Genomic DNA, 26638 nt, shown 5'->3' on the forward strand with positions numbered 1-26638 from the left:
CCACTGGCGGAGAAGCCGTCGTGGACCAGGTTCGCCCGGCGCGGCGCGCACCGCTACGCGGAGGGGCCCCCGGCCCCCCATTACGCCTTGACGATCGCAGCCAGCTCGGCCAGGGAGTCGAGAGACCAGTCGGCGGCCGCGCGCACCTCCGGGTCGTCGGCCCACCAGTGGCCCCACGGGCCCCGCCGCAGGTGGGCCGTGCGCAAGCCAGCCGCGCGGGCGGGATGGATGTCGTTAGCGGGGTGGTCGCCCACGTAGAGGGTCTCGTCCGCCGGGGCGCCGGAGACCTCCAGTACGCGGGTGAAGAACCGCGGATCGGGCTTCGACACCCCCCACTCGCCCGAGGTGGCCACCAGGTCGGCCGGCAGGTGGAGCGCGCGCAGCAACTCACCCATCCGCGGGCTCTGGTTGCCCGCGACGACCACGCGCGTCCCGGTCGCGCGCAGCGCGGCCAGGGCGGGGCGGACGTCTTCGTACAGGTCGCTCTCGTCCAGCCGTTCGCCGCGGCCGGCGGCCTCGCGGGCGGTGTACTCGGCCGCGAGGTCAATACCCGGGCGGAGCAGGCGCACCGCGTCAGCGTTGTCGCGTCCGTCGACGACGACCGCCCCCACCAGGGCGGAGAGCGTGTGTCTCGGCACCCCGAGCCAGTCGGCCCAGGCCGCCCAGTAGCGGTCGTCGCGGGTGAGCGTCTCGCCTACGTCCAGCGCCACGGTGCGGATCACCGGGCCACCGTACCGGCCTCCTGCCGTCCGGCTGAGACGGCCGGTTACCGTGGCCAGGACGGGCCGACCCGCTACCGGACCACCGGCCCGAGCCCCGCCCGCCAGTCGTCGATCCGCTTGCGGATGCCGGCCACCATCGGCAGCCGGTCCACGTCTTCCGGGGCGTACCAAGCCACCTCATGGGACTCGTCCGAGACCCGGATCTCCCCGCCGGTCGGCCGGGCCAGGAGGCAGACGGAGAACTCCTGCCGGACCTCGCCGTCGTCGTAGGCGAAGACGTGCCGGGGGTTGGTGTACGTGCCGACGATGCCGGTGATCTCCACCGTCAGCCCGGTCTCCTCCCGGGTCTCCCGGACCGCGCACTCCCCGATGGACTCGCCGATCTCCATCTTGCCGCCGGGCAGCGCCCACATCCCGTTGTCCACACGCCGCTGCAACAGGATCCGGCCCGCGCCGTCCACGACCACCACCGAGGCCGCGGGCACCAGGCTGTTCGCCTCGGGGGCGTCCGGATCGTCCTCGTAGTCACGCCGTGCCATCGGCCCCCGCCTCCCGGATGTCGCGCCCGCGACTCCACAACTCCTCGACGTGCGCGGCAAAACGGTCGAACATGCCGTCCGACTGACAGCGCCGCAAGTGCATCATCGGCGAGTCGTGCCCGACCCGGCGGGCGAGGATCGGCGTCACGATCATCTCGTCGTCGAATCGGAAGACGGACAAGTTTACGTGCCCGGTCTCGAAGCGGCCCTCAATGCCGGTCATGTCCCGCAGCTTCTCCAGCTCGGCCAGCGTGACCGTGATGCGCATCGTCAGAGTGAGGGGCACACCCTCCTCGGCCTCCCGGTCGGCCCACCTGACTGTGGAGGTCACCTACCAGGAACCGCACCCGGCAACCGGCGCGAGCCTTCTGACGCAGCGCGCTCCCCAAGTTCGCCTGCTCCATACCGGATTCCGCCACGTCGTGACCGGCTTCCTCCACGTGGTGCCCGCCGGCTGAGCCGGGGCGGGGACGTTGTCCGTCCCCGCCACGGGCGCGCGTACCTGCGGCAGGACGGTGCCCCGTACGGGGCGGACCCGGGACATGCCGGACCCCTACGTGACGGACCCCCCGCCGCACCTGACGGAGTGCGGGGTTCGCGATGGCCGGGGAAACGTGGCCGGAACAGGATGCATTCGACTCACCACGCACGCTCCCCCGACGGAGGAAGTCGAACCATGTCCGGTACCGCCCCAGCAGAACAAGACCAGACAGGCCAGGCCCCGTTCGGGGCCACGGTCGCGGTGATGGCCGTCGTCGGGCTCGTGCTCGGCAGCCAGGCGTACGTGACGATCCCCCTCATGCCGCAGATCGCGGAGGCCTGGGACGTCTCGCAGTCCTCGGCCGCCTGGGCCACGTCCGCCTTCGCCATCGCCTACGCGTGCGGCTCGCTGCTCAGCGGCCCGCTCGCCGACCGCTTCGGCCGCCGCAGCGCCATCTGGTCCACCCTCGCGGTGATGGCCGTGGCCACCGTGGCCGTGCCGCTGGCCGGCGGGCAGGGCACCGGGCTCGCGCTGCGTGCCGTGCAGGGCGTCGCGGCCGGCGTGTTCGCGCCCGTCGTGTTCGCGTACTTCGGCGAGCGGCTGCCCGCCCAGCGGCTCGCGCTCGCGCTGACCACCGTCTCCGCCGCACTCGGCGGCGCGCTGGTCTTCGGCCAGCTCGCGGCCCAGTTCCTGGAGGCCCAGCTCGGCTGGAGCGCCGTCTTCTGGATCACCGCCGTGGTGCTCGCGCTCGGCGCCGTCGCCGCCCGCAAGGTGATGCTCCCGGACGCCCCGCGCACCACCCGCGGCGGCTTCGCCTTCGGCAACGTGCTGAGCAGCCCGCGCCTCGTCCCGCTGTTCGTCACCGCCCTGGCGGTGCTCGGCGGCGTGACCGCCATCTACACCGGCGTCCAGCTCTACGGCCCGGACTCGCTCGGCGACCCCGACGCGATGTTCGCGCTGCGAGCCAGCGCGCTGCCCTCCCTGCTGGTGGCCGTGCTCGCCGCCCCGAAGCTCGCGCACGTCAAGCCCACCACCCGCGCCTGCGGCGCCCTCGCGCTGGCCGCACTGGGCATGGTCGGCGCCGCCCTGTCCGGCGACAGCGTGCTGGTGCTCGGCATCGCGCTCTTCGTCACCATGGTGGGCGCCTCCACCGCCGGACCCGCGCTGGTGCAGGCCGTCGGCGGCGCCGCGGGCGCCGACCGCGCCACCGCCATCGCGGTCTACAGCTTCCTGCTCAACCTCGGTGCCGGCCTCGGCGCCCAGGTCCCGCAGTCCACGGACGTCTTCACCCACCTCGCCCTCTGGATCGCGCTGGCCTTCGTCGCCGCCATCGGGCTGGTCGCGCTCGCCGCCAAGGCGTCCGCCAGGACGGCCGCCGCCGAGCAGAAGGCGGCCCCCGTCCTCAGCCAGGCCCGCTGATCCCAGCAGCCAGGCCGGTCCCCAGTGGCCGGGCCGGTCCCCACGGGCCCGGCCGATCCCCACAGGCCCGCTGATCCCCACCGGCCCGGCCGCTCCACCGGCCGGCCGCTCCCACAGCCCCGCCGACTCCCACAGCCCCGCCGACTCACACAGCCCCGCCGACCCCCGCAGGTCCGCCGATCCCCCCAGGTCCGCTGATCCCCGTACGAGAGGTCTCTTCCGCATGAGCACCCTGCCGCCCCCGCCGAGCACGGACTGGAACTCCGACGCGCTGGTCCTCGACGTCTATCTGCACCGCATCGGCTACACCGGCGAGATCGCCACCGACGCCGAGACGCTGCGCGCACTGCACCGCGCCCACGCCGACGCCGTCTCCTGGGAGATCGTCGACCTGGCCCTCGGCAACCCGATCACCCTCGACGTCCCCAGCCTCTACAAGAAGATCGTCGACGCCGGCCGCGGCGGTTGCTGCCTGGAGTCCAACCTGCTCTTCGCCGCCGCGCTGGAGCAGGCCGGCTTCACCGTCACCCGCCACCTGGCCCGCGTCCGCCGCGGCAGCACGGCGCTGCGCTACCGCTCCCACGCCGTGGTCGTCGTCGAGGCCGGGGGCCGCCGCTGGCTGGCCGACGTCGGCTTCGGCGACGAGGGCCCGCTGGAGCCGCTGCCGTTCGAGGACGGCGCCCAGGTCACCACCGGCGACTGGACCTGGCGGCTGGACCGCGAGGGCGAGGACTGGATCCTGCGCTGCCTGCACCACGACGGCTGGTTCGACGTGTACAGCCTGCGCGAGGAGCTCCAGGCGCCGGTCGACTTCGAGGTGTCGAACGTCTACACCTGCAACAACCCCTCCTCGCCGTTCATCGGCAAGCTGGTGGCCCAGCGCGGCGGCGACACCGTCCGCCACGTCCTGCGCCACCGCACGCTGACCGGGACCTGGCCCGACGGCCGCCAGGAGGTCACCGAGCTGACCGCCGACGAGACCGTCCGGCACCTGCGCGAGACCTTCCGCATCACCCTCACGCCGGACGAGGAGCGCGCGCTGCGCGAGGGCGTCCTGTCCCGCTAGCGGCTCCCACGGGCCTGCTCTCCGCGACGGGGGGAGCAGGCCCGTGCCGTACCCCTGCCCGTACCGCCACCCGTACCCACCCGCCCGTACCCACCCGCCCGTACCCCGTACGAGGAGACACCTGATGCTGCGGAATCCCGCCCGAACGAGCGGGCTCTACATAGGGACCGTGCCCGAGCAGGCCGCCGCCACCCGCCCCGGCACCACGATCACGGTGGACCACGCCCTGGACGTGCTGCCGGACGTCTCGCGCCACCTGACGGTCACCGAACTCGCCGGTCACGTCGACGACATGGCCGCGCGCCTGTACGCGGCGGGCGTCCGGGCGAGCGACCACGTGGCGATCTACAAGAACAACAACTTCGACATCTACATCCTGGCCAGCGCCACCTCCCGGCTCGGCGCCGTGCCCGTGATGCTGTCCCCCGCCCTCGACGGGGCCAGCGCCACCGCGCTGCTCGGCCGCCTCGACACCCCGCACCTGCTGACGGACGACACCAAGCTCGACGGCGTGCTCGACGCCGCCGGGGTCGCGGCCGTCACCCGCGGCGTGATCTCCGCGTCCCCCGCCCGCGAGGGCGTCGTCTCGCTGCACGACCTGGCCGGTTCGCCGCGCCGCGAGCCCGTGCTGCTCGACGCCGACCAGCCCGCCCTGATGACCCACACCTCGGGCACCACCGGACTGCCCAAGCTGGTCATCCACTCCGCGCGCAGCCTGTACGGGCGCTTCCGCCCCCAGCGCCGCCTGGCCCGCCTCATCAAGAGCGGCGAGACGGCGGCCATTCACCTGTCTTACGTCCACTCCCGGATGTACCTGGGCATGGCGGTCCTCCTCGGCAAGGGCATGCACGTGGTGGTCATGAACGACACGGAGCCGGAGCGGGTGGCGGACCTGTTCGCCCGCGTCCGGCCCGGGTTCGTCGAGACCCACCCCAACTCCTTCATGGAGTGGGAGGAGCTGGCCTCGGACCCGCGCCGGCCCTTCTCGAACGTCAAGTACTTCTCGTCGACGTTCGACGCCATCCACCCCGGCACGATGGACCGCCTGCTGAAGGCGTCCGACCGGGACGGCGCGGTCTTCTTCCAGATCTACGGGCAGAGCGAGTGCGGCCCCCTCACCGGCCGCTCCTACACCCGCAAGAACGCGCACAAGGCCGACGGCCGCTGCCTCGGCTTCCCGATGCCCGGCATCACCAAGTACCGCCTGGTGCCGCGCAACGGGCAGCGCCCCTCCCGCGAGCACCCCGGCTACATCGAGGTCAGCACCCCGGGCCGGGCCATCGGCTACTACGGCGAGAAGGAGCGCTTCGCGCAGCAGGCCTTCGGCCAGTGGTGGCGCGGCGGCGACGTCGGCTTCCGCACCAAGGTCGGCTGTCTGCACCTGCTCGACCGCGAGGTCGACGTGATCCCCGGCATCCACTCCACCCTGGAGGTCGAGGACGCGGTGCTGCAGCGCCTGGAGGAGCTGGCCGAGCTGGTCCTCGTACCCGGCCCGAACCAGGAGCCGCTGCCGGTCGTGTGCACGCGCCACGGCGAGCCGCTCGACGAGGCCCGCTGGGCGCAGGCCGTCGCCGACCTGCCGCGGATGGCCGCCCCGATCCAGATCCCCCTGGCCGACCTGCCCAGGACCGCCACCATGAAGGTGCAGCGGATCAAGCTGGCGGCCGACCTCCGCGCACAGCTGGAGCAGGCGTCGTGACCGAGCACATCCAGAGCACCGCGACGGACTACGACGTCCTGGTCGTCGGCGCCGGCCCCACGGGCCTGATGGCCGGCTGCGAGCTGCTGCGCCGCGGCGTCCGCGTCCGCATCATCGACATGGCCCTGGAACCGCTGGAGGTCCCGAAGGCGCTGGCGCTGTGGCCGCGCGCGCTGGACATCCTGGAGGACATGGGGGCCGGGCCCGCCATCCGGGCCGCGTCCACGCAGATCAACGGCTTCAGCTACTACTCCGACCGGCAGCACCTGGCCACCTTCGACTTCCCCGAGGACCTCGCGCCGCGGCACCTGCCGCAGCCCGAGACGGAGCGCGCGCTCACCGCCCGGCTGCACGCGCTCGGCGGGAAGATCGAGCGCGGGGTGCGGCTGCTGGGCGTGGAGAAGGTCGACTACTCCGGCGACATCAGCGCCACCGACGGGGTCACGGCCGTCCTGGAGCACGGCGACGGGATGATCGAACGGACCCGCGTGCCCTTCCTGATCGGCGCGGACGGCGCGGGCAGCAAGGTGCGCGGCGAGCTGGGCTCGGGCTTCACCGGCAGCACGTACGAGATGGAGTTCGCGCTCGTCGACTCCCGCATCGAGGGCCACCTGCCGGCCGACCAGATCCTGTACTTCCAGAACCCGAACGGCACCCTCGTCATCGTCCCGCAGCCGGACGGCGTCTTCCGCTTCCTGTCGGTCATGCCGCGCGGCGGCGAGGGCAAGGTCGGCACCGAGATGATGCAGCGGATCCTGTACGACCGGGGGCCGCGCGGCGTGAAGCTGACCGAGCCCGTGTGGGAGACCGTCTTCCGCGTCCACGCGCGCACCGCGACCGACTTCCAGCGCGGCCGGATCTTCCTGATGGGCGACGCGGCGCACGTGCACAGCCCCGCGGGCGGCCAGGGCATGAACAACGGCCTGCAGGACGCCCACAACCTGGCCTGGAAGCTCGCCGCCGTCGTCCAGGGCCGCTCCCCCGCCGCGCTGCTCGACACGTACGGGCCCGAGCGCTCCGCCGCGACGCAGCGCATCGTCCGGGACACCGACCTGCAGACGCGGGCGTGGATGTTCAACGGGCGGGTGCAGGTGCGGGCGCGGGACGCGGCGTTCCGCGTGCTGGACCGCACGGGGATCGTCTCGCACTTCTACGCACCCGTGATGGCGGGGCGCCGGCTGGCGTACGACATCGTCCGGGAGACCCAGCGGCCTTCCCGCAAGGCGGGCTGCGGTCTGCACGAGAAGCTGCCCGGCGGCCTGAAGGTCGGCGCGGTCTTCCCGCGCAAGCTGGCCGTCTCCCACCGGATCTCCGGTCCCGACGCGGACCCGGAGGCCTGGTCGCTGGCCGTGCTGCCGCCCTCCAGCGGCGGTTCGGACTGGCTCACCGAGATCGGCCACATCGTCGACCGCTGGCCGCAGGTCCGCGTCGAACGGCTCCGCAGGCGCAACTCCGTGCGGGCCACCGGCTGCTGGCGGCCCGGGTACTACCTGGTGCGGCCCGACGGCCACATCGCGGCGCACGGCCACGACCGCGACCTCAACCGGCTCGAAGCCGAGCTGGCCGCGGCCCTCCTCCCGATCGGATCCCGCTGATGCGCCCCCTCGTCGTCGTCGCCTACCACTCCGGATACGGACACACCGCCGCCCTCGCCGCCGCCGCCCGGGAGGGCGCGGAGGAGGGCGGGTCCCGCGCGGTGCTCGTGGACGTGGAGACGGTGGAGGACGCCGGGTGGGCGCTGCTGGACGGGGCCGACGCCGTCATGTTCGGCGCCCCGACCTACATGGGCAGCGCGTCGGCGGCCTTCCACGCCTTCGCCGAGGCCAGCTCGAAGCGGTGGGCGGCCCGGGCCTGGCAGGACAAGCTGGCCACCGGCTTCACGGTGGCCGGCTCGATGAACGGGGACAAGCTGCACACCCTGCAGTACTTCTCGATCTTCGCGGCCCAGCACGGGATGCACTGGGTGAACCTGGACGTCCCGCCGGGCTGGAACTCCACGACGGGCTCGGAGCACGACCTCAACCGGCTCGGCATCAACCTGGGCGCCGGCGCCCAGGCCAACACCGACCAGGGCACGGAGGGCGTCACGAAGGCCGACGTGGAGACCGTCCGCCACCTGGGCCGCCGCATCGCGCAGCTCGCGGTGGCCCTGCATGGGGTGGCACGGGCCCACTGAGCCGCCCGGCCCCGAACACGACGGCTGAGGCCGACGGCCCGGCCCCGCTCGTGGAGAGCGGGGCCGGGCCGTCGTGGCACCGGCACCTACTTGTCGCGGCGGCGGTCCCGCACCTCGGGGAGGGGGACGAAGCCGGCCGCCCGGTACGTGGCGACGGCGGCGGTGTTGGCGCTCGGGGTGCAGACGTCCGCGCTCGACGCGCCCAGTTCCCGGAGCGCGGCCGCCGCGGCCCGGGCGACCGCCGTGCCGTAACCGCGCCCGCGGTGGTCCCGGTGGACGCCGAGCGGTTCGAGCAGCCCGGGCCTGCCGGGCCCGGCCGACCACACGGTCACCGCGGCCACCGCCGCACCCTGCCCGTCGTACGCGACCAGGCACCGGGCGGCCGCGTACGGCGCGCCGGCCGCCATCGCGCGCCAGCGCTCCTCGGTGAAGGTCGACCCGTCGAACGCCGACCGCAGTACGGCGGTGAACGCGGCCGCCCCGTCGGGCCCGGCCGCCGCGACCCGCAGGCCGGGCTCCCGCGACGGCCCCCGCGCCGAACCTCGTACCGGCACCCGCCCCGGCACCAGCACCCGCCCCTGCACCGGCTCAAGCCCCGGCACCGGCACCGGCACCGGCCCCTGCACCGGCTCCGCCAGGCCGCACCGCAGCTGCGTCCACGGCTCGTCCACTCCCCAGCCGTCCCCGTGCAGCAGTTCCTGGAGCAGCGCGTCCGCCGGAGCCTCGACGTTGGCGCTCCCCGCCGGCAGCACCCCCCGCTCCGGCCGGCCCGCGTCATCCGCCAGCCGCCGCGCCAGCTCCTCGTCCCGCCGCGCGTCCGGCGCGATCGTCAGGCGCAGCAGCCGGGGCCCGTCCAGCAGCCCCACGGCGAGGATCCGGCCGTCCCGGCTCCACGTGCGGACCGCCGCGGCCGTCGCCCCCGCCCCGAACCGCCAGAACCACCCCACGTCCCCGGGGTGCAGCTGCACCGCCGCCCCGTCGTCCTGCCACTCCCGCAGCGCGTCCAGCGCCGCGCCCAGCCCGTCCACGTCCGGCGTACCCAACTCGATGGCCATCGCCCGATCCCACACCACCGCTCCGCCGCTCGCACCCGAAAATCCGGTCCGCGAGGCGAGGTTGACCCTGCCACCGTGTCAGGGTCTGGAATGGGTCCCCGGTGACCGGCCGGCCGGACGGGCGGCTGCGGAAGAGGGGACAGTCGTGACGTACTACACCGGCTCGGGGCCGTACTGCTTCAGCAACTCCCTGGCCATGGTCCTGGGGCCGGACGCGCCCGCCGTCGGCCTCGTGGAGGTGCTGACCGGGTCGCCGTTCGGGTTCCAGCTGCTCGGAGGCCGGCTGCCGCTGTTCGACCCGTACGGCTGGCACCCCGACCTCGGGCTCGACGCCGCGCTGTCCCTGCTCGCGGTCGGGTGCGCGCGGACCGCGGGCGGGACCGCCGGCGAGGCGGAGGCCCGGCTGCGCGAGGCGGCCGCGCGGGGGCCCGTACTGGCCGGGCCGGTCGACATGGGACTGCTGCTGCACCAGCCGGGGACGCCGAACGCCGAGGGCGGGGACCACTTCGTGGTCGTGCTCGCGGTGACGGGCGGTGAGGTGGTCTTCCACGACCCGCACGGGCACCCGTACGCGACGCTGCCGGTCGGCGACTTCCTCACCGCGTGGGAGGCGAAGTCCGTCGGGTACGTCGACGAGCCCTATGTGATGCGGGCCGGGTTCGTGCGGGAGCGCGAGGTGACGGCCGGGGAGGCGCTGCTCCGGTCCCTGCCGGGCGCGGGCGCGTGGCTGGCGGGCCGGACGGGCCTGCCCGTGCCGCCCGGCACGCTCGGCGGGGCGGCCGGGGTGGAGGCGCTGGCGGTGCTGGCCGACGGCGGTCTGGACGCCGGCACGCGGGCCTTCCTCGGGCACTTCGCGGTGCGGGTGGGCGCACGGCGTCTCGCCGACGCCGCGCACTGGCTGGGGTCGCTGGGGCTCGCCGGGGCGGCGGGCGTCGCCGGTGAACAGGCCCGGCTGGTCGGCGGGCTCCAGCACCCGGTGGTCACGGGGGACGACCGGGTGCTGGCTGAGCGCCTGCGCCGGCTCGCGCCGACGTACGAGCGGCTGCGCGCCGCCCTGGAGGACGGCGCGGCGGCCTGACGCGGGCGCGGGCCGGCGTCAGCGTGCGGTGCCGGCCGCGAGTGCGCGCAGCGCCAGGTGGTACGAGACGGGGCCGAAGCCGGCGATGGTGCCGGTCGCCACGGCGGAGATCACCGACACGGCGCGGAAGTCCTCGCGGGCGTGCGGGTTGGAGATGTGCACCTCGATCAGCGGGGCGCTGCGCTGGGCCACGGCGTCGCGGAGGGCGTACGAGTAGTGCGTGAACGCGGCCGGGTTGAGGACGACCGGGATCTCCTGGTCGGCCGCCTCGTGCAGCCAGCCCACCAGTTCGGCCTCGGCGTCGGACTGGCGCACCTCGACGTCGAGGTCCAGCTCCTTGCCGAGCCGTACGCAGCCGTCGGCCAGTTCCGCGTGCGTGGTGGCGCCGTAGATGCCGGGCTCGCGCAGACCCAGGCGGCCCAGGTTGGGGCCGTTCAGCACGAGCACCCGGCGCGGGGCGGCGCCGCCGTCGGCCGCGGGAACAGGAACCGGTGCCGTCCCCTCGGCGAGGGCCGTCCCCTCCGCCGGGGCCGAGAGCTGCGCGAAGGCGGCGTCCAGGGTGCTCCTCGCGGGGCCCTCCAGGATCCCGGGGCGGCCCACCCCGTCGAGGACGACGAACCGCAGCTTGTCGCCGCGGCTCTTCTTGTCGACCCGCATCGTGTCCAGCAGCTCGGGCCAGCGGTCGGCCCGGTAGGTCAGGGGCAGGCCGACGGCGTCGAGCACCGCGCGGTGGCGGCGCACCGTGGCCCAGTCCAGCCGCCCCTCCACGCGGGCGAGTTCGGCGGCGAAGACCATGCCGACGGCGACGGCCTCGCCGTGCCGCCAGGTGTAGCCCTCGGCCTTCTCGATGGCGTGGGCGAGGGTGTGGCCGTAGTTGAGCACCTCGCGCGGCCCGGCCTCCTTGAGGTCGGCGGAGACCACCTCGGCCTTGACCCGTACGGCGCGGACGACCAGCTCGGCGGTGTGCGGGCCCTCGGGGGTACGGGCGGCCGCCGGGTCCGCCTCGACGAGGTCCAGGATCACGGGATCGGCGATGAACCCGGCCTTGATGATCTCGGCGAGGCCGCTGGCGTAGTCGGCCGCGGGCAGGGAGGCCAGGGCGTCGAGGTCGCAGAGCACGCCGGCCGGGGGGTGGAAGGCGCCGACGAGGTTCTTGCCCTCGGCGGTGTTCACGCCGGTCTTGCCGCCGACGGCCGCGTCGACCATGCCGAGGACGGTGGTGGGCACGGCGATCCAGCGCACCCCGCGCAGCCAGCCCGCGGCGACGTACCCGGCCAGGTCGGTGGTGGCGCCCCCGCCCAGGCCGACGACGACGTCGGTACGGGTGAACCCGGCCCGGCCCAGGGCCGCCCAGCACTCCCCGGCGACCCGGAGGGTCTTGGCCTCCTCGGCGTCGGGCACGGGGAGGGTGGTGACGCGGTGGCCGAGGGCGGTGAGCCGGTCCCGCACCTCCTCGGCGCGCGCGCCGAGGGTGTCGGGGTGGATCAGGGCCACGCGGCGGGGCTCCTCGCCGACCAGCGGCGGGAGGTGGCCGAGGAGGTCCCGGCCGACCAGCACCTCGTACGCGGGATGGCCGGCCGAGGCGGCGACGGGCACGCAGGTCACGGCGGGGGATGCGGTCGTCATGGGGTCTCCTGCTCCAGTGCGTCGAGGACCGCGTCGGCGACCTCTTCGGGGGTGCGGTCGTCGGTGGGCACGACGACCCGGGCGACCGCGGAGTACAGGGGGCGGCGCCGGTCGCGCAGTTCGCGCCAGCGGCGGCCCGGGTCGGCGGCGAGCAGGGGGCGGGTGCGGCCGTCGCCGACCCGGCGCAGGGCCACCTCGGCGGAGACGTCGAGGAACGCCACCGGCAGACCGGTGAGGAGAGCACGTGTCCCGGAGTGGAGCACTGCTCCGCCGCCGAGCGAGAGCACCGCTCCCGGTTCGGCCACCGCCCGTGCCACGGCCTGGTGTTCGCGCTCGCGGAAGGCGGCCTCGCCCTCCCGGGCGAAGAGCTCCGCCACGGTCAGGCCGGTCTCGGCGGCCACGTCCTGGTCGGTGTCCCGGTAGGCGGCACCGAGCCGGCGCGCCAGCAGCGCGCCGACGGTGGACTTCCCCACCCCCATCGGCCCGACGAGCACGACCGCCGGCCCCGGCCCCGGGCCCGCCGGCCCGCCGCCCGACCGGCCGCCGCCCGCCCCCGCCCTGCCCGTCACCGGTAGTTGAGGTTCTCGAGGTACGACGTGACGTTGCGGCGGGTCTCGGCGACCGAGTCGCCGCCGAACTTCTCCAGCACCGCGTCCGCCAGCACCAGCGCCACCATCGCCTCCGCGACGATCCCGGCCGCCGGCACCGCGCACACGTCGGACCGCTGGTGGTGGGCCGCTGCGGCCCCACCGGTCGCCACGTCCACCGTCGCCAGCGCCCGCGGCACCGTCGCGATCGGCTTCATCGCGGCCCGCACGCGCAGCAGTTCACCGGTGGTCAGCCCGCCCTCCGTACCGCCCGAGCGGCCCGACGTACGCCGGATCCCGTCCCCGGTCGGCACGATCTCGTCGTGCGCCTGCGAGCCCGGCACCCGCGCCAGCCCGAAGCCGTCGCCGACCTCGACGCCCTTGATGGCCTGGATGCCCATCAGCGCCGCGGCCAGACGTGCGTCGAGACGCCGGTCCCAGTGGACGTGGGAGCCGAGGCCGACGGGGACCCCGTACGCCAGCACCTCCACCACGCCGCCGAGGGTGTCGCCGTCCTTGTGGGCCTGGTCGATCTCGGCCACCATCGCCTCGCTCGCCGCAGCATCAAGGCAGCGCACCGGGTCGGCATCCAGCTTCGCCACGTCGGAGGGGGCGGGCAGGGATCCGTACGGGGCCTTCGCGGCGCCCAGTTCGACGACGTGGGAGACGATCTCGATGCCCGCGGCCTCCTTCAGGAAGGAGCGGGCCACGGCGCCGAGGGCGACGCGGGCCGCGGTCTCACGGGCGCTGGCGCGCTCCAGGATCGGCCGGGCCTCGTCGAAGCCGTACTTCTGCATGCCGGCCAGGTCGGCGTGACCGGGGCGCGGACGCGTCAGCGGCGCGTTGCGGCCGGTCTCCTTCAGCTCCGCCGGGTCCACCGGGTCGGCCGACATGACCTTCTCCCACTTGGGCCACTCGGTGTTGCCGACCATCACGGCCACCGGCGAACCCAGCGACAGCCCGTGCCGGACACCGCCGAGGAAGGTCACCTCGTCCTGCTCGAACTTCATCCGCGCACCCCGCCCGTAGCCCAGGCGTCGCCGCGCGAGGTGGTCGGCCACCAGGGCGGTGGTGGCCGGGACCCCGGCCGGCAGCCCCTCCAGGGTGGCGACGAGCGCCGGTCCGTGGGACTCACCGGCGGTCAGCCAACGCAGCCTGCTCAGCACTTTCTCTCACTTCTCCTTGGTGGGGACTTCGTACAGGGGGAAGAGGCGGGCGAGTTCGCCGTGGAACTCGGGGAAGGTCTTGGCGACGCAGCCCGGGTCGTCCAGCGTCAGCGGCACGCCGCTGCCGAGCCCGAGGACCGCGAAGGACATCGCGATCCGGTGGTCGCGGTGGCAGTCGATCAGCGCCGGGCGCGGCAGGCCGGGGTGGACCGTGAGCGACTCGGGGGTCTCGTCGACGCGGATCCCGCAGGCCCGCAGGTTCGCGGCCATGGCGGCGATCCGGTCGGACTCCTTGAGCCGGGCGTGGGCGACACCGGTGATGGTGACGGGCCCGTCGGCGAGCGGCGCGATGGCGGCCAGGGTCATGAAGGTGTCCGAGATCTCGCCCATGTCCACGGTGAACCCGCCGGTCAGCCCGCCCGCCGGGCCGGTGACGGTGGTGGCGTGGTCGCCGATCTCCACCTCGGCGCCGGTCAGCCGGAGCACCTCGGCGAAGCCCAGGTCCCCCTGGAGGCTGCCGGAGCCCAGGCCGGGCACGGTGACGGTGCGGCCGGTGACGGCCGCGGCGGCGAAGAAGTACGAGGCCGTGGAGGCGTCCGGCTCCACGACGAAGTCGGTGGCCGTGTAGCCGGTCGGGGCCACCTCGACGGTGCCACCGGTCTCGGTGACCTCGGCGCCGAAGTACCGCATCAGCGCGATCGTCATGTCCAGGTACGGGCGGCTCACCAGCCGCGGCACGTCCACGGTCAGCGGCCCGCCCATCAGCGGGGCCGCCATCAGCAGGCCGCTCAGGTACTGGCTGCTCAGCCCGGAGTCCAGCTCGACCCGGCCGCCGGCCAGCCCGTTCGCCGCGATGGTCAGCGGCAGCCCGCCGCCGGGCGCGGCCTGCACGTCGGCCCCGAGGCGGGCCAGCGTCCGGGTGAGCGGGCCGAGCGGGCGGGCGCGCAGCTGGTCGGAGCCGTCGAAGACGAAGGTGCCGCGTCCGGTGGCCGCGAAGGGCGGCAGGAAGCGGGCGGCGGTGCCGGCGTCGGCGCACCACACCCGGCCGGGCGCGAACGGGCCGACGCCGTTGCCGGTGACCTCCCAGCACTCGTCGGAGGGCGTGGCGGAGGTGGCGACGCCGAGGGTGCCGAGCGCCCGCCGGAAGGCGACGGTGTCGTCGCTGACCAGCGGGGCCCACAGGCCGGAGGTGCCGGACGCGGCGGCGGCCAGCAGCAGGGCGCGGTTGGTGAGGCTCTTGGATCCGGGAACGCGGGCCGACAGCACGGGCGGCCGGGACGTGTCGAGCGGCATGGTGACTCCTGGGTCTCAGCGGGCGCGTGGACTGCGGGCACGGCTGCGGGCGCGGCTCCGGGCGAGCGAGTGGCGGGCGGCGGCCGCGACGCGGTCGGCGGTGAGCCCGTACTGGCCGTAAAGGCGGCGGAACGGGCCGTCGGCGCCGAAGCGTTCGAGGCCGACCGCGTCCCCCGCCCCGCCGACCATCGCGTACCAGCCGAGTGCCGCCCCGGCCGCCACGGAGACCCGGGCGGTCACGTGCGGGGCCAGGACCCGGTCGCGGTAGGCGCGGTCCTGGGCAGCGAACCGTTCGGGACGCGGCAGGCACACCACGCGGGTGCCGATGCCGTCCCGTTCGAGGATGTCCCGGGCCTCCAGGGCCACGGCCGTCTCGCCGACGGCGGCGATGAGTACCGTCTGCGGCTCACCGCCGCAGGCCTCCGCCTCAGCGAGGACGTATCCGCCACGCGCTTCGTCGATCATGCGGTCATCGTGGGCCAGGGGGCCGGGCCCCTCCAACGGCTCCGGGGCCCGCTCGTCAGGTCGGTGCCCCGGTACGTCAGGTCCCGGCGGCGGGACCGCCGCCGGGACCTGCCGCCGGGACCTGACGGGGGCGGCACTAGAGCCGGCCACGGCCGAGTTCGAGCAGCAGCCGGGCGAACTCCTGGCCCACGACGCCGAACTCGGCCTCGTAGGAGCCGACGATGTGCTGCTCGCGGCCGCGCACGACCCGCGGCCCGCCGGAGGAGATGCGGGCCTTCTGGACCTCGCCGGACAGCCGGCACCGCTCCTTGATCAGCTCGATCAGGCAGCGGTCCGCCTCGTCGATGGCGGCCCGGTGGGCCAGTACGGCCTCCACGGCCTCGGTCGCGTTGTGCGCCTCGGCGCGCACCCCGGTGGCCGGGTCGAAGGCCAGGCCGAGGGGTGCGCCGAGCGCGGTGTCGAGGGACAGGGTGGACATGGGAACTCCCTTGGTGATCGGGACGAACGATCAGACGGCTGCGGGCGCGGGCGCGCGGAGCCCGCCGAGGGCGAGGGCCGCGACCACGCGGGTGGGGACGGCGCCCCGGCCGGTGTGGCGGGCGACGGCCGCGCCGAGGGTGTCGAGCAGCAGCCCGGCGCACAGGTCCGGCGGCAGGTCCTGCCGTACGGAGCCCTCGCGGGCGCAGTCGCGGATCAGCTCGGCGACCCGCCGCTCGAGGTCGGCGCGCGCGCCGGTGACGGACCGTCCGTCGGGTCCCAGCAGCAACTGGACGAAGGGGAGTTCGCGGGCCGGCCGGTCGGGCACGGACCGCACGAACCGTTCGAGCCGGACGAACGCCGGGTGGGCGTCCTCCGACGGGCGGAGTGCGGACAGGAGGTGCCGGCCGGCCCGGTCCAGGGCCATCTCCAGCAGTTCCTCCTTGCCGCTCACGTGGTGGTAGAGGGTGGACTTGGTGATGCCGAGGCGTGCGGCGAGCACGCCCATGCTGGCGCCGGCGAAGCCCTTCTCGTTGAAGAGGCGGACCGCCTCGGCGAGCAGGGTGTGGCGGGAGTGCGGGGTCCGCCGGGTGGGCGGGCGGCCGGCTCGCCCGGGCGCTGCGGCCACTGCGGCCGATGGGGCCGGTGCGGCCAGCGGGCCCGCTGCGGCCGGTGGGGCCGGTGGGGCCGTGCGGACCGCCGTCACAGGTCGGCCAGGGCCCGGACCGGGTCCTCGATGCAGTCGGCGACGAACCGCAGGAAGCCGCCGGCCGCGCCGCCGTCGCACACGCGGTGGTCGAAGACGAGGGAGAGCTGCGTGGTCTTCCGGGAGAGGACCTGACCGCCGACCGACCAGGGCCGCTCGACGATCCGGCCGACGCCGAGGATCCCCGCCTCGGGGGCGTTGAGCAGCATGGAGCTGCCGTCGACCCCGAAGACGCCGAAGTTGTTGAGCGTGAAGGTGCCGCCGGTCAGCTCGGCCGGGGACAGCCCGCCCTCGCGGGCGCGGCCGATCAGGGCGGACACCTCGGCGTGCAGGGTGCGGGCCGACTTCCGGTCGGCGCCGCGGACCACGGGTACGAGCAGTCCGGCGTCGGTCTGGGCGGCGACGCCGAGGTGTACGTCGCGGTGGCGCAGGATCTCGTCGTCGCGCACGGTGGCGTTGAGCTCGGGGTACCGGCGCAGACCGGCGACGGTGAACCGCGCCAGCAGCGCCAGCAGCCCGGGGCCGTCCGCGTCCTGGCGGGCCCGCAGCGCGAGCAGCTCGGTGGCGTCGACGTCCACCCACACGGTGGCCGTGGGCACGGCGGCGGCCTGCACCAACTTCCGGGCGATGGCCCCCCGTACCCCCTTGAGCGGCACCCGCTCGACCCCGTCCGAGCCGGTGCCGGTGCCGGTGCCGGTGCCGGTGCCGGGCAGAGCGCCGACGGCCGCGCCGGAGGCAGGCCGGCCCGCGGCGGGCCGGCTCGCGCCGTGCGCGGCGTGCGCCCCGGAGTCCGCTCCCGAAGCCGTGCGAGGGGCCGCGGCGGGCGCCACGGCACCCATCGCACCCGCGTGGGCTGCGGCCGTCGTCGCAGCCTCAGTACGGGCCTGCTCCGCGGCGCGGCGCAGGTCGCGCTCGGCGAGCGCCGCGTCGACGTCCTGACGGGTGATCACTCCACCCGCACCCGACCCGGTCACGCCCGCCAGGTCCAGCCCGTGCCGGGCGGCCAGCGCCCGCACGACGGGCGACACGACGAGCACGGCCCGGGCAGCCGGAGCAGCCGGGGAAGGCGGCGCGGCAGCACCCCCGCCCGCATCAGGACCGGCAGCCGCCACCCCCACCCCCGCACCCGCACCCGCACCCGCACCTGCGAGGGAGCGTCGCGGCGGGCGACGGCGGCCTGCGCCGGACGGCTGGGTGCCGTAGCCGATCAGGACGCGGCCCGAGCCCTCCGGCTCCGCCGCGTCGGCGGCATCCGCATCACCCGCTGCCCCTGCATCCGGCGCGAACGAGATCAGCGGGCGGCCGACCTCCACCACCGCGCCCTCGGCCGCGTGCAGGGTGGCGACGCGGCCCGCGTACGGGGACGGCACCTCCACCGTGGCCTTGGCGGTCTCCACCTCCACCACCGGCTGGTCGACGGCGACGGCGTCGCCCTCGGCGACCAGCCAGCGGACCACCTCCGCCTCGGTGAGGCCCTCCCCCAGGTCGGGGAGCAGGAAGTCCGTCGTGGCCAGGGCGTTGTCCGGGGCGGTGCTCATGCGCTCTCCCACTGGAGTTCGTCGACGGTGTCCAGGATCCGGTCCACCCCGGGCAGGTGGTGCCGTTCCAGCTTCGGCGGCGGGTACGGGATGTCGAAGCCGGTGACCCGCCGCACGGGCGCGTGCAGCGCGTGGAAGCACTGCTCTCCGATGCGGGCGGCGATCTCGGACGCCACGCTCGCGAAGCCCGAGGATTCCGCGATCACCACGGCCCGCCCGGTGCGCCGCACCGAAGCGGCCACCGTCGCCTCGTCGAACGGCACGAGGGACCGTACGTCGACCACCTCCAGCGAGCGGCCCTCCGCCGCCGCGGCCTCGGCCGCCTCCAGCGCGACCGGCACCGAAGGCCCGTACGCCACCAGCGTCGCGTCCGTGCCCGCCCGCCGGACCACCGCCCGGCCGACCGGCTCGGTCCGCGCCGGCAGCGCCACCGGCTCCTTCGCCCAGTACAGCCGCTTGGGCTCCAGGAACACGACCGGGTCGGGCAGCTCGACGGCCTCCCGCAGCAGGCTGTAGGCGTCCGCGACGGTCGCCGGGGCCACCACCGTCAGGCCGGCGGTGTGCGCGTAGTACGACTCCGACGAGTCGCTGTGGTGCTCCACACCCCCGATGCCGCCCGCGTACGGGATGCGGATCACCATCGGCAGGTTCAGCCGCCCCCGCGTCCGGTTCCGCATCTTCGCCACGTGGCCAACCACCTGCTCGAAGGCCGGCAGCGCGAAGGCGTCGAACTGCATCTCGGCGACCGGCCGGAAGCCGTTCATCGCCATCCCGACCGCCATGCCGATGATCCCGGACTCGGCCAGCGGCGTGTCGAAGCACCGCTCCTCGCCGAACCGCGCCTGCAGCCCGTCCGTGATCCGGAAGACGCCGCCCAGCGGGCCCACGTCCTCGCCCAGCACCACGACCGACGGGTCCTCGGCCATCGCGTCGGCCAGCGCCCGGTTCAGGGCGCCCGCCATCGTGACCCGCTCGGCAGCCGCAGCCGGCCCGGCCACGGCATCCGCCACGGCAAGCGTCGGCGTGCTCATCGGCCCTCCTCCAGCGTCATCTCGGCGGCCAGCAGGGCCGCCTGTTCCGTCAGTCGGGCCGACCCGCCGCTGCGCACGTGCCGGAACAGCTCGCCCGCCTCCGGCGGCGCCGAGCGGACCAGCCGCTCCCGCAGGTCCGCGGCCCGCTCCTCCGCGACGCGCGCCGCGTCGGCGGCCTCCGCGTCGGACAGCAGCCCGGCCCCGCGCAGGTACGCCTCCAGCCGCGCCAGCGGGTCCCGGGCCACCCAGCTCTCGGTGACGGCCGGGTCCCGGTAGCGGGACGGGTCGTCGGCGCTGGAGTGAGGGCCCATGCGGTACGTGTGGGCCTCGACCAGCGTCGGCCCCTCCCCCGCACGCGCCCGCGCCACCGCCCGGTCCAGCACGGCCAGCAGCGCTGCCGCGTCGTTCCCGTCGACCTGCTCGGACGGGATCCCGTACCCGATGCCCTTGTACGCCAGCGAAGGCGCGGCGCTCTGCTTCTCCAGCGGCACGGAGATCGCGAACCCGTTGTTCTGGATCAGGAAGACGACCGGGGACCGGAAGACCGCGGCGAAGTTCAGCGCCTCGTGGAAGTCGCCCTCGCTCGTCGCGCCGTCACCGATCAGCACCAGCGCCACCGTCGGCTCGCCGCGCAGCCGCGCCGCGTGCCCGACGCCCACCGCGTGGGGGGCCTGCGTGGCCAGCGGGGTGGCCTGCGGCGCCGTACGCCAGCGCACCGGGTCGTAACCGCAGTGCCAGTCACCGCGCATCAGCGTGAGCGTCTCGACCGGGTCCACCCCGCGGGCGGCGACGGCCACGCAGTCGCGGTACGTCGGGAACAGCCAGTCGTCCTCCCGCAGCGCGAGGGCGGCCGCGATCTGGCAGGCCTCCTGCCCGTGCGCGGACGGGTACACCGCGAGCTGGCCCTGCTTGGCCAGGGCGGTGGCCTGCTGGTCGAAGCGCCGGCCGACGACCATCGCCCGGTACGCGGCCAGCAGCCGCGCCCCGTCGGGCAGCCGGTCCGCCGCCCCGTCCGTCAGGGTGCCGTCGGCCTCGATGAACCGTACGGGCCGCTCGCCGGGCAGCAGCGGATGCCGCCCGGGCCCCGGCACGGCGGCCGTGGCGCTCCCCGCTCCGGTCGTCCCCGCCGCACTCCCGGCCGCGGCCGGCCGGGGCCGCCTGCCCCGCGTGGTGGCGGCGGGCCGGCGCTTCGTCTCGGCCCCCGCCCCCGCCCCGGCCCCTGCTCCCACGGCGGAACGCGTCTGTTCGACGGTGCTCACGACTTCCCTTCTTCCTGCCCTCGTGGGTCTGTGGATCCCTTGGTCACTCCGGGTACGGCCAGCTCGGCCGTACCGCGCCCGGTCCGCGCGTACAGCACGGCCCCGTACGAGCCGCCCGCCCGCCGCACCCGCAGCGTCCGCTCCTCGCTCCGCCCGGCGAACCGGAACTCGGCGCCGCCCAGGTGCGTCAGCGGCAGCACCCGCCCGCCCCCGGTGCGCAGCCAGAGCCGCTCCGCCCGGTCGTCGGCCGGCTCCAGCGTCACGGTGGTACGCGCCTGTCCCGCCCGGAACGGGTCCTCGTCCTCCCGCACCAGGAAGCCGGCGGGCACGCTCAGCTCCCCGGCCAGCGCCGCGGCCTCGCCCGGCGCCAGCGGCCGCGGCGGCCGGTTGACCAGCACGTCGCCGCGGAGGAGGAACTCCCGCCAGGCCACCGGGAAGGCGCGCACCAGCCGCTCCGTCACCGGCACGTCGAGCGCCAGGTGCACGCAGTGGTCCTTGCCGTGGTTCAGCACCTGGTGGGTCCGGGTGAAGTCCCCGAACCACAGGTCCCCCGGCGCCCACCGGTGCACCTCCCCGTCCAGCACCAGCGCCGTCTCGGTGTTGGTCTGCACGGGGACGTGCAGCCGGGCCGTGCCCCAGCGCAGCCCCTGGGCGGCCTCGATCCGCCCCGCCGCCCCGGTGCCGGGCCGGCGGCACATGAAGCGCGCCCCGAACACCGGTGCCGGGAAGGTGTCGAGGATGTACCGGACGTGCGGGAAGCGGTCCAGCAGCGGCGCATCGGTCCAGTCGCCCGGCCCGCCCGGCGAACGCAGCACCAGGCAACGCCAGTCGTCGGCGGGCGGCCGTACGCCGCGCAGCTCGGCGGCGAGCCAGCCGGCGTTGAAGGAGGTGCTCAGCCGGGCGGCGGCCGCGGGCATGGGCACCACGGCCGCCCCGGCGAGCACCTCCGTGCTCACAGCGCGGTCCCGAGCCGGGCCAGCGACGTCAGCGTGTGCACGCCCTCGGTGGTGGCCTCCACGTCGAAGACCATCCGCTCGTCCGGCATCTTGCCGATGATCTCGGCGGCACGGGTGGACAGCGGCTGCCCGAGGGCCTCCGCCGACTCCCACAGCTGCACGGCGCCCCAACGGCCGCGCTCCTCGTCGCTGATCCACACCTTCAGCAGCAGGCCCTCGTAGCCGGCCCAGCGGTCCACGGCCTCGTCGCGCAGGAACTCCCGCAGCGACTCGGGCGTGTGGCCGGTGCCCTCCAGGTCCCACCAGGCGATGACGGCCTTCACTCGGTCTTCCCCTCTCCCGCGAGCAGTTCCCGCACCAGGCCGCCGACGATCCGGGGCCCGTTGCGGGTGAGCAGTGATTCGGCGTGGAACTGCACGGACGCGAAGTGCGGTCCGCGCAGCGCGTGCACCTCTCCGGTCTCCCGGTCCCGGCTGATCTCGACGACGCCGACGCCCTCGACCTCCGCCTTGTCCTCGGCGGAGCGGGCGGCGAACGTGTTGTAGAAGCCGACGAGTTCGTCGGCGCCGAACAGCTCCACCGGCTTCTGGACGCCCTGGTTCGGGGTGTCCCGGCGGACCAGGTCGAAGCCGAGGAGGGTGCTGAGCACCTGGTGGCTCAGGCAGACCGCGAAGAAGGGCCGCCGCTCGTCGAGCAGCCGCCGGACCGTGCCGCGCAGGTGGGCGATCTTCGGGTGCCCGGTCTCGCGCGGGTCGCCGGGCCCGGGCCCCATCACCACGAGGTCGTACGCGGTCACGTCGTACGGCTCGTCGAAGCGGCGTACGGTCACCCGCGTCCCGAGCGAGCGGAGCTGCTGCTCGATCATCGAGGTGAAGGTGTCCTCTGCGTCGACCACCAGGATCCGCTTGCCGGCCAGGGCCGGGTCGGGGTGGGCGGTGAGCCGCTCGTCGGCGTCGTCGAACCAGAAGCGGGCCACCGTCTCGTTGCGGACGGCCAGCGCGGACAGCACCTCGGGGTGCCGGGCGAAGGACGAGGGGCCGGTGTCCTTGAGGGCGCCGAGCAGCGAGGACGCCTTGGCGCGGGTCTCCGCCACCTCGCCCTGCGGGTCGGAGTGGCGCACCAGGGTGGCGCCGACGCCGATGCGGACCTGCCCGGTGCGGTCGATCTCCGCGGTGCGGATCAGGATGGCCGAGTCCATGGTGCGGGCGCCCTGCTCGTCGCGGCCGATGAGCGCGAGGACGCCGCTGTAGTAGCCGCGGCCCTCGGGCTCGTACCGGGCGATGACGCGCGCCGCGCTCTCCAGCGGGCTGCCGGTGACGGTGGGCGCGAAGAGGGTCTGGTGCAGGATCTCGCGCGGGTCGCGGTCGGTGCGTCCGCTGATGAAGTACTCGGTGTGCGCGAGGCGGGCCATCTCCTTGAGGTGGGGTCCGGTGACGATGCCGCCCGCGTCGCAGATGCGGGCCATCATCTTCAGTTCCTCGTCGACCACCATGTACAGCTCGTCGGCCTCCTTGCGGTCGGCGAGGAAGTCCAGCAGCCCGGACAGCTCGGGCCCCTGCGGCGGGTAGCGGTAGGTGCCGCTGATCGGGTTCATCACGGCGGTGCCGTCGTGCAGGCTGACGTGCCGCTCGGGGCTGGCGCCGACGAGGGTGCGCTCGCCGGTGTGGACGATGAAGGTCCAGTAGGCGCCGGACTCCATGCGCAGCAGCCGCCGGTAGAAGGCGAGGGCGTGGCGCGGGGAGTAGTCGGAGATGTCGGCGACGAAGGAGCGGCGGATGACGAAGTTCGCGCCCTCGCCGCGGCCGATCTCGTCCTCGATGATCCGGCGGACGGTGTCGGCGTACGCCTCGTCGTCCACGTCGAAGCCGCCCTCGGACACGCCCAGCGGGATGTCCGGCAGCCGCTCCAGCGCACTGGACACCGGCAGGACCTGGCGGCCGGTGACGCGCAGCGAGAGCAGCGGGGCGCCGTCGTCGGGCGCGTGGAAGCCGCGCTCGGCGAGCTGGCGGTACGGGATGAGGGTGAGCACCTCGGGGCCGGGCCCGGCGGCCGGGTCGAGGGGGACGCCGGCCAGCGTCTCGGACGCGGTCACGTCGCCGGTGAGGACCTCCAGCCGGCTGCCGTTCGTCTCCGGGCGGTGCAGCACGGCGAAGGCGGGCGGGCGCTCGCCGAGGATCCGGCGGAGCAGGTCGTCGGTGGTGTCGCGGCCGGTGGTCCGGTCCTGGGCCGTCATGCGGTGACCTCCTTGGCTGTCGTGACCACCGCACAGCGCGAAGCCGCGTACCGGACGGTCATCCAGTGGTCCTCGGCCGAGAAGTCGGCGATCGCGTCCGCGACGAGGAACGGCTGGATGTCGTGGGTGAAGGCCTCGACGGCGCTGGCGAGGATCCCCACGTGCGCGTAGACGCCGACGATGATCAGCTGGTCGCGGCCGGCCGACCTGATGCGGTCGAGCAGGTCCGTGCGGAAGAAGGCGCTGTAGCGCCACTTGGTGAGCACGGTGTCGCCGTCGCGCGGCGCGAGCGGCTCCACGATCTCCCGGTCGGCCGGGTCGGCCCGCATGCCGGGCCCCCAGAAGTCCTTCAGCAGGCCGCGGTCGGCCTCGCTCATGCTGCCGGGCTGGGCGGTGTAGTACGTCGGGATGCCGTGCCGGGCGGCGAACTCCCGTACCTGCACGGCGTTGTGGACCAGCGACTCGCGCAGGTCGCCGGGGAGGGGCTTGAGGAAGTAGCGCTGCATGTCGTGCACGAGCAGCACGGCGCGGTCCGGGTCCACCGTCCAGTCGGCGGTGTTCCCGGGCAGCTCGCCGGCGGTGGGCAGCGGGTAGGAGGTGATGGGCGGGATCCCGGCCATGTCGGTCCTCTCGTGGCTGGAGTGGTGCGAAGGGACGGGCCCGTGCGGCACTCGGGACAGGGCCGCACGGGCCCGGGCGGGGCCGGCCGGGGCAGGGGGCCGGCCCCGGCGCGGGGCGGGCACCCGGGGCGGGGCCGGCCCTCGGGACAGGGCCGGCTCCACCGGCGGGGCGTGCCCCGGTACTGGGCGGACCCGGTCAGGCGGCCCCGAGCGAGGCCCCGCCGTCGACGGTCATGACGTGCAGGGTGATCTGCTCCGCCTCGTCGGACAGCAGGAAGGCGACGGCGTCGGCCACGTTGTCCGGCTGGGCGATCCGGCCCAGCGGGATGCCGACGCGGAAGGCCTCGGGATTGCCCTCCAGCGTGCCGCGCGCCGCCGACTCGTCGGGCCACATCGACCGCAACATCGGCGTGTCCGTGGAGCCGGGGGCGACGATGTTGCAGCGGATCCCGTGCCGGGCGACCTCCAGGCCCAGCGACTTGGTGAACATCGCCGCGGCCGCCTTGGACGCGGCGTACGCGGCCATGTCGGCGCGCGGCGTCGCGGCCGCGTTGGAGGCGACCGTGACCAGCGCGCCCCGGTGCCGGGTGAGCATCCGCCGGGTCACCGCGCGGGACAGGTGGAAGACACCGTCCGCGTTCACCCGGAAGGTCGTCTGCCAGTCCTCGTCGCTGTAGTCCGTGACCTTGCCCAGCCGCAGCACGCCCGCCGAGTTCACCAGGTACTCGATCGGACCCAGTTCGTTCTCCACGCGCTCCGTCAGCTCGTCCACGGCCGCGCTGGACGCGACGTCCGCGGCGAACGCGTAGATGCGCGGCCCCTTGTACTCGGCGGCCGGCGCCTCCGGCACGTACTGGCCGTCCGACCCGATCCGCACCGCCTCCCGCACCTCGGCGAGGTGGGCGGCCTCGGCGGCGCGGGCCGCGGCGCACTCCACGCGGAGCTCCTCGTTGAGCTCCTCGACGGCCGTGCGCAGCGTGTCCGCGTCCCGGTCCACGGCGGCGATCAGCGCCCCGCGCCGCGCCAGCGCGCGGACGACGGCCCGTCCGATGCCCCCCGCCGCGCCCGTGACGACGGCGACCTTGTCCAACATGCTTTCCCCTCCAAGGAAATCGCGGGGCCGCCCCATCTCAGCGGCCGCGTTGTCACCGCGGCCGGCCGGACACCGCCGCGGCCGCGTCACTTCTGCCAGGCGGTGACCACCGAGATGGCCTGCGACGGGTTGAGCCGCGGATCGCAGAAGCTCGTGTACGCATCGCCCACCCGGTCGGCGGCGGACGCGTTGACCACGCACTCCGTGACGTCGTCGGGCGTCGTCTCCAGGTGCAGGCCGCCGGCGACGCCGCCGGCCGACTCGACGGCGAACTGGAAGGCCCGTACCTCGCGTTCGACGGTCTCCAGGTACCGCGTCTTGTAGCCGCCGGGCGTCGAGACGGTGTTGCCGTGCATCGGGTCGGTCAGCCAGATCACCGGGTGCCCGGCCCGCCGAACCGCCTCCACCAGCGGGGGCAGCTTGTCGGCGGCCGCGTCCGCGCCCATGCGGGCGATCAGGGTGAGCCGGCCCGGCTCGCGCCGCGGGTCGAGGATCCCGCAGAGCGTGACCACGTCCTCGGGGCTCATCGAGGGGCCGACCTTGCAGGCCACCGGGTTCTCGACCTGCGACAGCAGCGCCACGTGCGCGCCGTCGAGCTGACGGGTGCGCTCGCCGATCCACGGGAAGTGCGTGGAGGCCAGGTAGTGGCCGCCCTCCCCGTCCTGGCGGACCTGCGGCAGCTCGTAGTCGAGGAGCAGCGCCTCGTGGCTCGTCCACACCGGCGGCTCCAGCAGCACGTCGTTGCCGTCGCGGCGGTCCGCGTACCAGCCGAGGTGCTTGTTGATCTCGCAGGCGGCCATGTAGCCGGTGAGCATGCGCAGCGGGTCGGGGCGGCGCGAGGCCGGGTCCGGCTCGGGGCCGTTGACCAGGTGCCCTCGGTACACCGGCAGTTCGACGCCGTCGATGATCTCCGTGGGGTTGGAGCGGGGCTTGGCGAACTGGCCGGCGAGGCGGCCGATCCTGACCACCGGCCTGTGGGTGATCATCTTGAGAGCGCCGGCGACCAGGTCGAGCACCGCGGCCTTGCGGTGCACGTCGCGGGCGGTGCTCTCGTCGGGGTCCTCGGCGCAGTCCCCCGCCTGGACCAGCTTGGCCTCGCCGAGGGCGACCCGCGCGAGCGCCTCGCGCAGGGTGCGCACGTCCTGGGCGCGGACCAGCGGGGTGTGGGCGGCCAGCTCCTGGCGGACGAGCTCGACCTGCGCGTGGTCTTCCCATTCGGGCTGTTGGAGGGCCGTCTTGAGGCCGATGTCGAGCAGGGTGTTGTCCACGGGTGTCTCCTGGTGCGTAGATCGTTCCGAGGTACGAGTGACTCGGCGCGCGTCGTCGTCGGCACGCGCCTGGGTGTGGGGTGGC

Annotated in this window: 26 protein-coding genes and 1 pseudogene; 6 read left to right on the forward strand and 21 right to left on the reverse strand. The window is 74.9% G+C overall.

Annotated features, from left to right (window positions below):
* Positions 1 to 80: 80 nt before the first annotated feature.
* The 3 genes from ACIQUQ_RS10010 to ACIQUQ_RS10020 form a co-directional block, all read right to left on the reverse strand.
* The gene (locus tag ACIQUQ_RS10010) at positions 81 to 722 is read right to left on the reverse strand and encodes an HAD family hydrolase (RefSeq protein ID WP_403973380.1); all 642 of its coding nucleotides are present in this window, start codon (positions 720 to 722) and stop codon (positions 81 to 83) included.
* 71 nt (positions 723 to 793) lie between these two features.
* Positions 794 to 1261, reverse strand: coding sequence for an NUDIX hydrolase (locus tag ACIQUQ_RS10015; RefSeq protein ID WP_403973382.1), 468 nt, complete (start codon positions 1259 to 1261; stop codon positions 794 to 796).
* Positions 1248 to 1529: a hypothetical protein gene (locus ACIQUQ_RS10020; RefSeq protein ID WP_403973384.1), complete on the reverse strand. Its 282-nt coding sequence runs from the start codon at positions 1527 to 1529 to the stop codon at positions 1248 to 1250. The genes ACIQUQ_RS10015 and ACIQUQ_RS10020 overlap by 14 nt, the downstream gene beginning before the upstream one ends.
* A gap of 408 nt (positions 1530 to 1937) precedes the next feature.
* On the opposite strand from ACIQUQ_RS10020, the gene ACIQUQ_RS10025 reads away from it, so the two are divergent.
* The 5 genes from ACIQUQ_RS10025 (at position 1938) to ACIQUQ_RS10045 (ending at position 8102) form a co-directional block, all read left to right on the forward strand.
* Positions 1938 to 3161 (forward strand): MFS transporter, encoded by a 1224-nt coding sequence (locus ACIQUQ_RS10025; RefSeq protein ID WP_403973386.1) that lies wholly within the window; start codon positions 1938 to 1940, stop codon positions 3159 to 3161.
* A 223-nt stretch (positions 3162 to 3384) separates the two neighbouring features.
* On the forward strand, positions 3385 to 4227 hold the full coding sequence (locus ACIQUQ_RS10030) for an arylamine N-acetyltransferase (protein WP_403973388.1): 843 nt from the start codon (positions 3385 to 3387) through the stop codon (positions 4225 to 4227).
* Between the two features lie 124 nt (positions 4228 to 4351).
* A complete protein-coding gene (locus ACIQUQ_RS10035; RefSeq protein ID WP_403973390.1) occupies positions 4352 to 5926 on the forward strand; it encodes a class I adenylate-forming enzyme family protein in 1575 nt (524 codons plus the stop codon).
* Positions 5923 to 7521: an FAD-dependent monooxygenase gene (locus ACIQUQ_RS10040; RefSeq protein ID WP_403973393.1), complete on the forward strand. Its 1599-nt coding sequence runs from the start codon at positions 5923 to 5925 to the stop codon at positions 7519 to 7521. The genes ACIQUQ_RS10035 and ACIQUQ_RS10040 overlap by 4 nt, the downstream gene beginning before the upstream one ends.
* Positions 7521 to 8102 carry an NAD(P)H-dependent oxidoreductase gene (locus ACIQUQ_RS10045; RefSeq protein ID WP_403973395.1) on the forward strand — a complete coding sequence of 194 codons (582 nt, stop codon included), beginning with the start codon at positions 7521 to 7523 and terminating at the stop codon, positions 8100 to 8102. Before ACIQUQ_RS10040 ends, ACIQUQ_RS10045 begins: the two co-directional genes overlap by 1 nt.
* Before the next feature lie 86 nt (positions 8103 to 8188).
* On the opposite strand, the gene ACIQUQ_RS10050 is transcribed toward ACIQUQ_RS10045, so the two are convergent.
* The gene (locus ACIQUQ_RS10050; RefSeq protein ID WP_403973397.1) at positions 8189 to 9157 is read right to left on the reverse strand and encodes a GNAT family N-acetyltransferase; all 969 of its coding nucleotides are present in this window, start codon (positions 9155 to 9157) and stop codon (positions 8189 to 8191) included.
* Positions 9158 to 9302: 145 nt separating this feature from the next.
* Between ACIQUQ_RS10050 and ACIQUQ_RS10055 the strand changes: the two genes are divergently transcribed.
* Positions 9303 to 10235 carry a hypothetical protein gene (locus tag ACIQUQ_RS10055; RefSeq protein ID WP_403973399.1) on the forward strand — a complete coding sequence of 311 codons (933 nt, stop codon included), beginning with the start codon at positions 9303 to 9305 and terminating at the stop codon, positions 10233 to 10235.
* Positions 10236 to 10253: 18 nt separating this feature from the next.
* Here the strand turns inward: ACIQUQ_RS10055 and aroQ are convergent, their stop codons facing one another.
* The 17 genes and pseudogenes from aroQ to ACIQUQ_RS10140 all read right to left on the reverse strand — a co-directional run bounded on the left by aroQ (position 10254) and on the right by ACIQUQ_RS10140 (position 26553).
* Positions 10254 to 10682 (reverse strand): type II 3-dehydroquinate dehydratase, encoded by a 429-nt coding sequence (gene aroQ / locus ACIQUQ_RS10060; protein ID WP_403973846.1) that lies wholly within the window; start codon positions 10680 to 10682, stop codon positions 10254 to 10256.
* Positions 10683 to 10763: 81 nt separating this feature from the next.
* Positions 10764 to 11861, reverse strand: a pseudogene (gene aroB / locus ACIQUQ_RS10065) (3-dehydroquinate synthase); the annotation flags it as partial.
* Positions 11858 to 12340: a shikimate kinase gene (locus ACIQUQ_RS10070; protein ID WP_403973401.1), complete on the reverse strand. Its 483-nt coding sequence runs from the start codon at positions 12338 to 12340 to the stop codon at positions 11858 to 11860. The pseudogene aroB and the gene ACIQUQ_RS10070, both read right to left, overlap by 4 nt.
* An 86-nt stretch (positions 12341 to 12426) precedes the next feature.
* The gene (gene aroC, locus ACIQUQ_RS10075; protein ID WP_403973848.1) at positions 12427 to 13611 is read right to left on the reverse strand and encodes a chorismate synthase; all 1185 of its coding nucleotides are present in this window, start codon (positions 13609 to 13611) and stop codon (positions 12427 to 12429) included.
* 9 nt (positions 13612 to 13620) lie between these two features.
* A complete protein-coding gene (aroA, locus tag ACIQUQ_RS10080; RefSeq protein ID WP_403973404.1) occupies positions 13621 to 14907 on the reverse strand; it encodes a 3-phosphoshikimate 1-carboxyvinyltransferase in 1287 nt (428 codons plus the stop codon).
* Positions 14908 to 14922: 15 nt separating this feature from the next.
* Entirely contained in the window at positions 14923 to 15372 is a 450-nt protein-coding gene (locus ACIQUQ_RS10085) for a transketolase-like TK C-terminal-containing protein (RefSeq protein ID WP_403973406.1), read from the reverse strand.
* A gap of 136 nt (positions 15373 to 15508) precedes the next feature.
* A complete protein-coding gene (locus ACIQUQ_RS10090; RefSeq protein WP_403973409.1) occupies positions 15509 to 15850 on the reverse strand; it encodes a chorismate mutase in 342 nt (113 codons plus the stop codon).
* 30 nt (positions 15851 to 15880) lie between these two features.
* Positions 15881 to 16477, reverse strand: coding sequence for a TetR/AcrR family transcriptional regulator (locus ACIQUQ_RS10095; protein WP_403973411.1), 597 nt, complete (start codon positions 16475 to 16477; stop codon positions 15881 to 15883).
* Between the two features lie 74 nt (positions 16478 to 16551).
* The gene (locus tag ACIQUQ_RS10100; RefSeq protein WP_403973414.1) at positions 16552 to 18093 is read right to left on the reverse strand and encodes a dihydrolipoamide acetyltransferase family protein; all 1542 of its coding nucleotides are present in this window, start codon (positions 18091 to 18093) and stop codon (positions 16552 to 16554) included.
* Complete coding sequence (locus tag ACIQUQ_RS10105; RefSeq protein ID WP_403973417.1) at positions 18090 to 19124, reverse strand: alpha-ketoacid dehydrogenase subunit beta; 1035 nt, start codon at positions 19122 to 19124, stop codon at positions 18090 to 18092. Before ACIQUQ_RS10105 ends, ACIQUQ_RS10100 begins: the two co-directional genes overlap by 4 nt.
* The gene (locus ACIQUQ_RS10110; RefSeq protein ID WP_403973851.1) at positions 19121 to 20215 is read right to left on the reverse strand and encodes a thiamine pyrophosphate-dependent enzyme; all 1095 of its coding nucleotides are present in this window, start codon (positions 20213 to 20215) and stop codon (positions 19121 to 19123) included. Before ACIQUQ_RS10110 ends, ACIQUQ_RS10105 begins: the two co-directional genes overlap by 4 nt.
* A gap of 164 nt (positions 20216 to 20379) precedes the next feature.
* Positions 20380 to 21339 carry an aspartyl/asparaginyl beta-hydroxylase domain-containing protein gene (locus ACIQUQ_RS10115; RefSeq protein WP_403973419.1) on the reverse strand — a complete coding sequence of 320 codons (960 nt, stop codon included), beginning with the start codon at positions 21337 to 21339 and terminating at the stop codon, positions 20380 to 20382.
* A complete protein-coding gene (locus tag ACIQUQ_RS10120; RefSeq protein ID WP_403664515.1) occupies positions 21336 to 21662 on the reverse strand; it encodes a hypothetical protein in 327 nt (108 codons plus the stop codon). Before ACIQUQ_RS10120 ends, ACIQUQ_RS10115 begins: the two co-directional genes overlap by 4 nt.
* Positions 21659 to 23572: an anthranilate synthase family protein gene (locus tag ACIQUQ_RS10125; protein WP_403973422.1), complete on the reverse strand. Its 1914-nt coding sequence runs from the start codon at positions 23570 to 23572 to the stop codon at positions 21659 to 21661. The genes ACIQUQ_RS10120 and ACIQUQ_RS10125 overlap by 4 nt, the downstream gene beginning before the upstream one ends.
* Complete coding sequence (locus ACIQUQ_RS10130; RefSeq protein WP_399947225.1) at positions 23569 to 24192, reverse strand: isochorismatase family protein; 624 nt, start codon at positions 24190 to 24192, stop codon at positions 23569 to 23571. Before ACIQUQ_RS10130 ends, ACIQUQ_RS10125 begins: the two co-directional genes overlap by 4 nt.
* 196 nt (positions 24193 to 24388) lie before the next feature.
* A complete protein-coding gene (locus ACIQUQ_RS10135; RefSeq protein WP_403973424.1) occupies positions 24389 to 25285 on the reverse strand; it encodes an SDR family NAD(P)-dependent oxidoreductase in 897 nt (298 codons plus the stop codon).
* An 86-nt stretch (positions 25286 to 25371) separates the two neighbouring features.
* Positions 25372 to 26553 (reverse strand): 3-deoxy-7-phosphoheptulonate synthase, encoded by a 1182-nt coding sequence (locus ACIQUQ_RS10140; protein ID WP_403973426.1) that lies wholly within the window; start codon positions 26551 to 26553, stop codon positions 25372 to 25374.
* Positions 26554 to 26638: the final 85 nt, after the last annotated feature.

This window comes from Streptomyces sp. NPDC101118, assembly GCF_044759445.1.
Taxonomy (GTDB): Bacteria; Actinomycetota; Actinomycetes; order Streptomycetales; family Streptomycetaceae; genus Streptomyces.

Excerpts from the sequence above, each read along its gene's own strand:
- ACIQUQ_RS10015 (WP_403973382.1), bottom strand. The coding sequence starts at position 1,261 with ATGGCACGGCGTGACTACGAGGACGATCCGGACGCCCCCGAGGCGAAC.
- ACIQUQ_RS10020 (WP_403973384.1), bottom strand. The coding sequence starts at position 1,529 with ATGCGCATCACGGTCACGCTGGCCGAGCTGGAGAAGCTGCGGGACATG.
- ACIQUQ_RS10025 (WP_403973386.1), top strand. The coding sequence starts at position 1,938 with ATGTCCGGTACCGCCCCAGCAGAACAAGACCAGACAGGCCAGGCCCCG.
- ACIQUQ_RS10030 (WP_403973388.1), top strand. The coding sequence starts at position 3,385 with ATGAGCACCCTGCCGCCCCCGCCGAGCACGGACTGGAACTCCGACGCG.
- ACIQUQ_RS10035 (WP_403973390.1), top strand. The coding sequence starts at position 4,352 with ATGCTGCGGAATCCCGCCCGAACGAGCGGGCTCTACATAGGGACCGTG.
- ACIQUQ_RS10045 (WP_403973395.1), top strand. The coding sequence starts at position 7,521 with ATGCGCCCCCTCGTCGTCGTCGCCTACCACTCCGGATACGGACACACC.
- ACIQUQ_RS10050 (WP_403973397.1), bottom strand. The coding sequence starts at position 9,157 with ATGGCCATCGAGTTGGGTACGCCGGACGTGGACGGGCTGGGCGCGGCG.
- ACIQUQ_RS10070 (WP_403973401.1), bottom strand. The coding sequence starts at position 12,340 with ATGGGGGTGGGGAAGTCCACCGTCGGCGCGCTGCTGGCGCGCCGGCTC.
- aroA (WP_403973404.1), bottom strand. The coding sequence starts at position 14,907 with ATGCCGCTCGACACGTCCCGGCCGCCCGTGCTGTCGGCCCGCGTTCCC.
- ACIQUQ_RS10085 (WP_403973406.1), bottom strand. The coding sequence starts at position 15,372 with ATGATCGACGAAGCGCGTGGCGGATACGTCCTCGCTGAGGCGGAGGCC.
- ACIQUQ_RS10090 (WP_403973409.1), bottom strand. The coding sequence starts at position 15,850 with ATGTCCACCCTGTCCCTCGACACCGCGCTCGGCGCACCCCTCGGCCTG.
- ACIQUQ_RS10100 (WP_403973414.1), bottom strand. The coding sequence starts at position 18,093 with ATGAGCACCGCCCCGGACAACGCCCTGGCCACGACGGACTTCCTGCTC.
- ACIQUQ_RS10105 (WP_403973417.1), bottom strand. The coding sequence starts at position 19,124 with ATGAGCACGCCGACGCTTGCCGTGGCGGATGCCGTGGCCGGGCCGGCT.
- ACIQUQ_RS10125 (WP_403973422.1), bottom strand. The coding sequence starts at position 23,572 with ATGACGGCCCAGGACCGGACCACCGGCCGCGACACCACCGACGACCTG.
- ACIQUQ_RS10130 (WP_399947225.1), bottom strand. The coding sequence starts at position 24,192 with ATGGCCGGGATCCCGCCCATCACCTCCTACCCGCTGCCCACCGCCGGC.
- ACIQUQ_RS10135 (WP_403973424.1), bottom strand. The coding sequence starts at position 25,285 with ATGTTGGACAAGGTCGCCGTCGTCACGGGCGCGGCGGGGGGCATCGGA.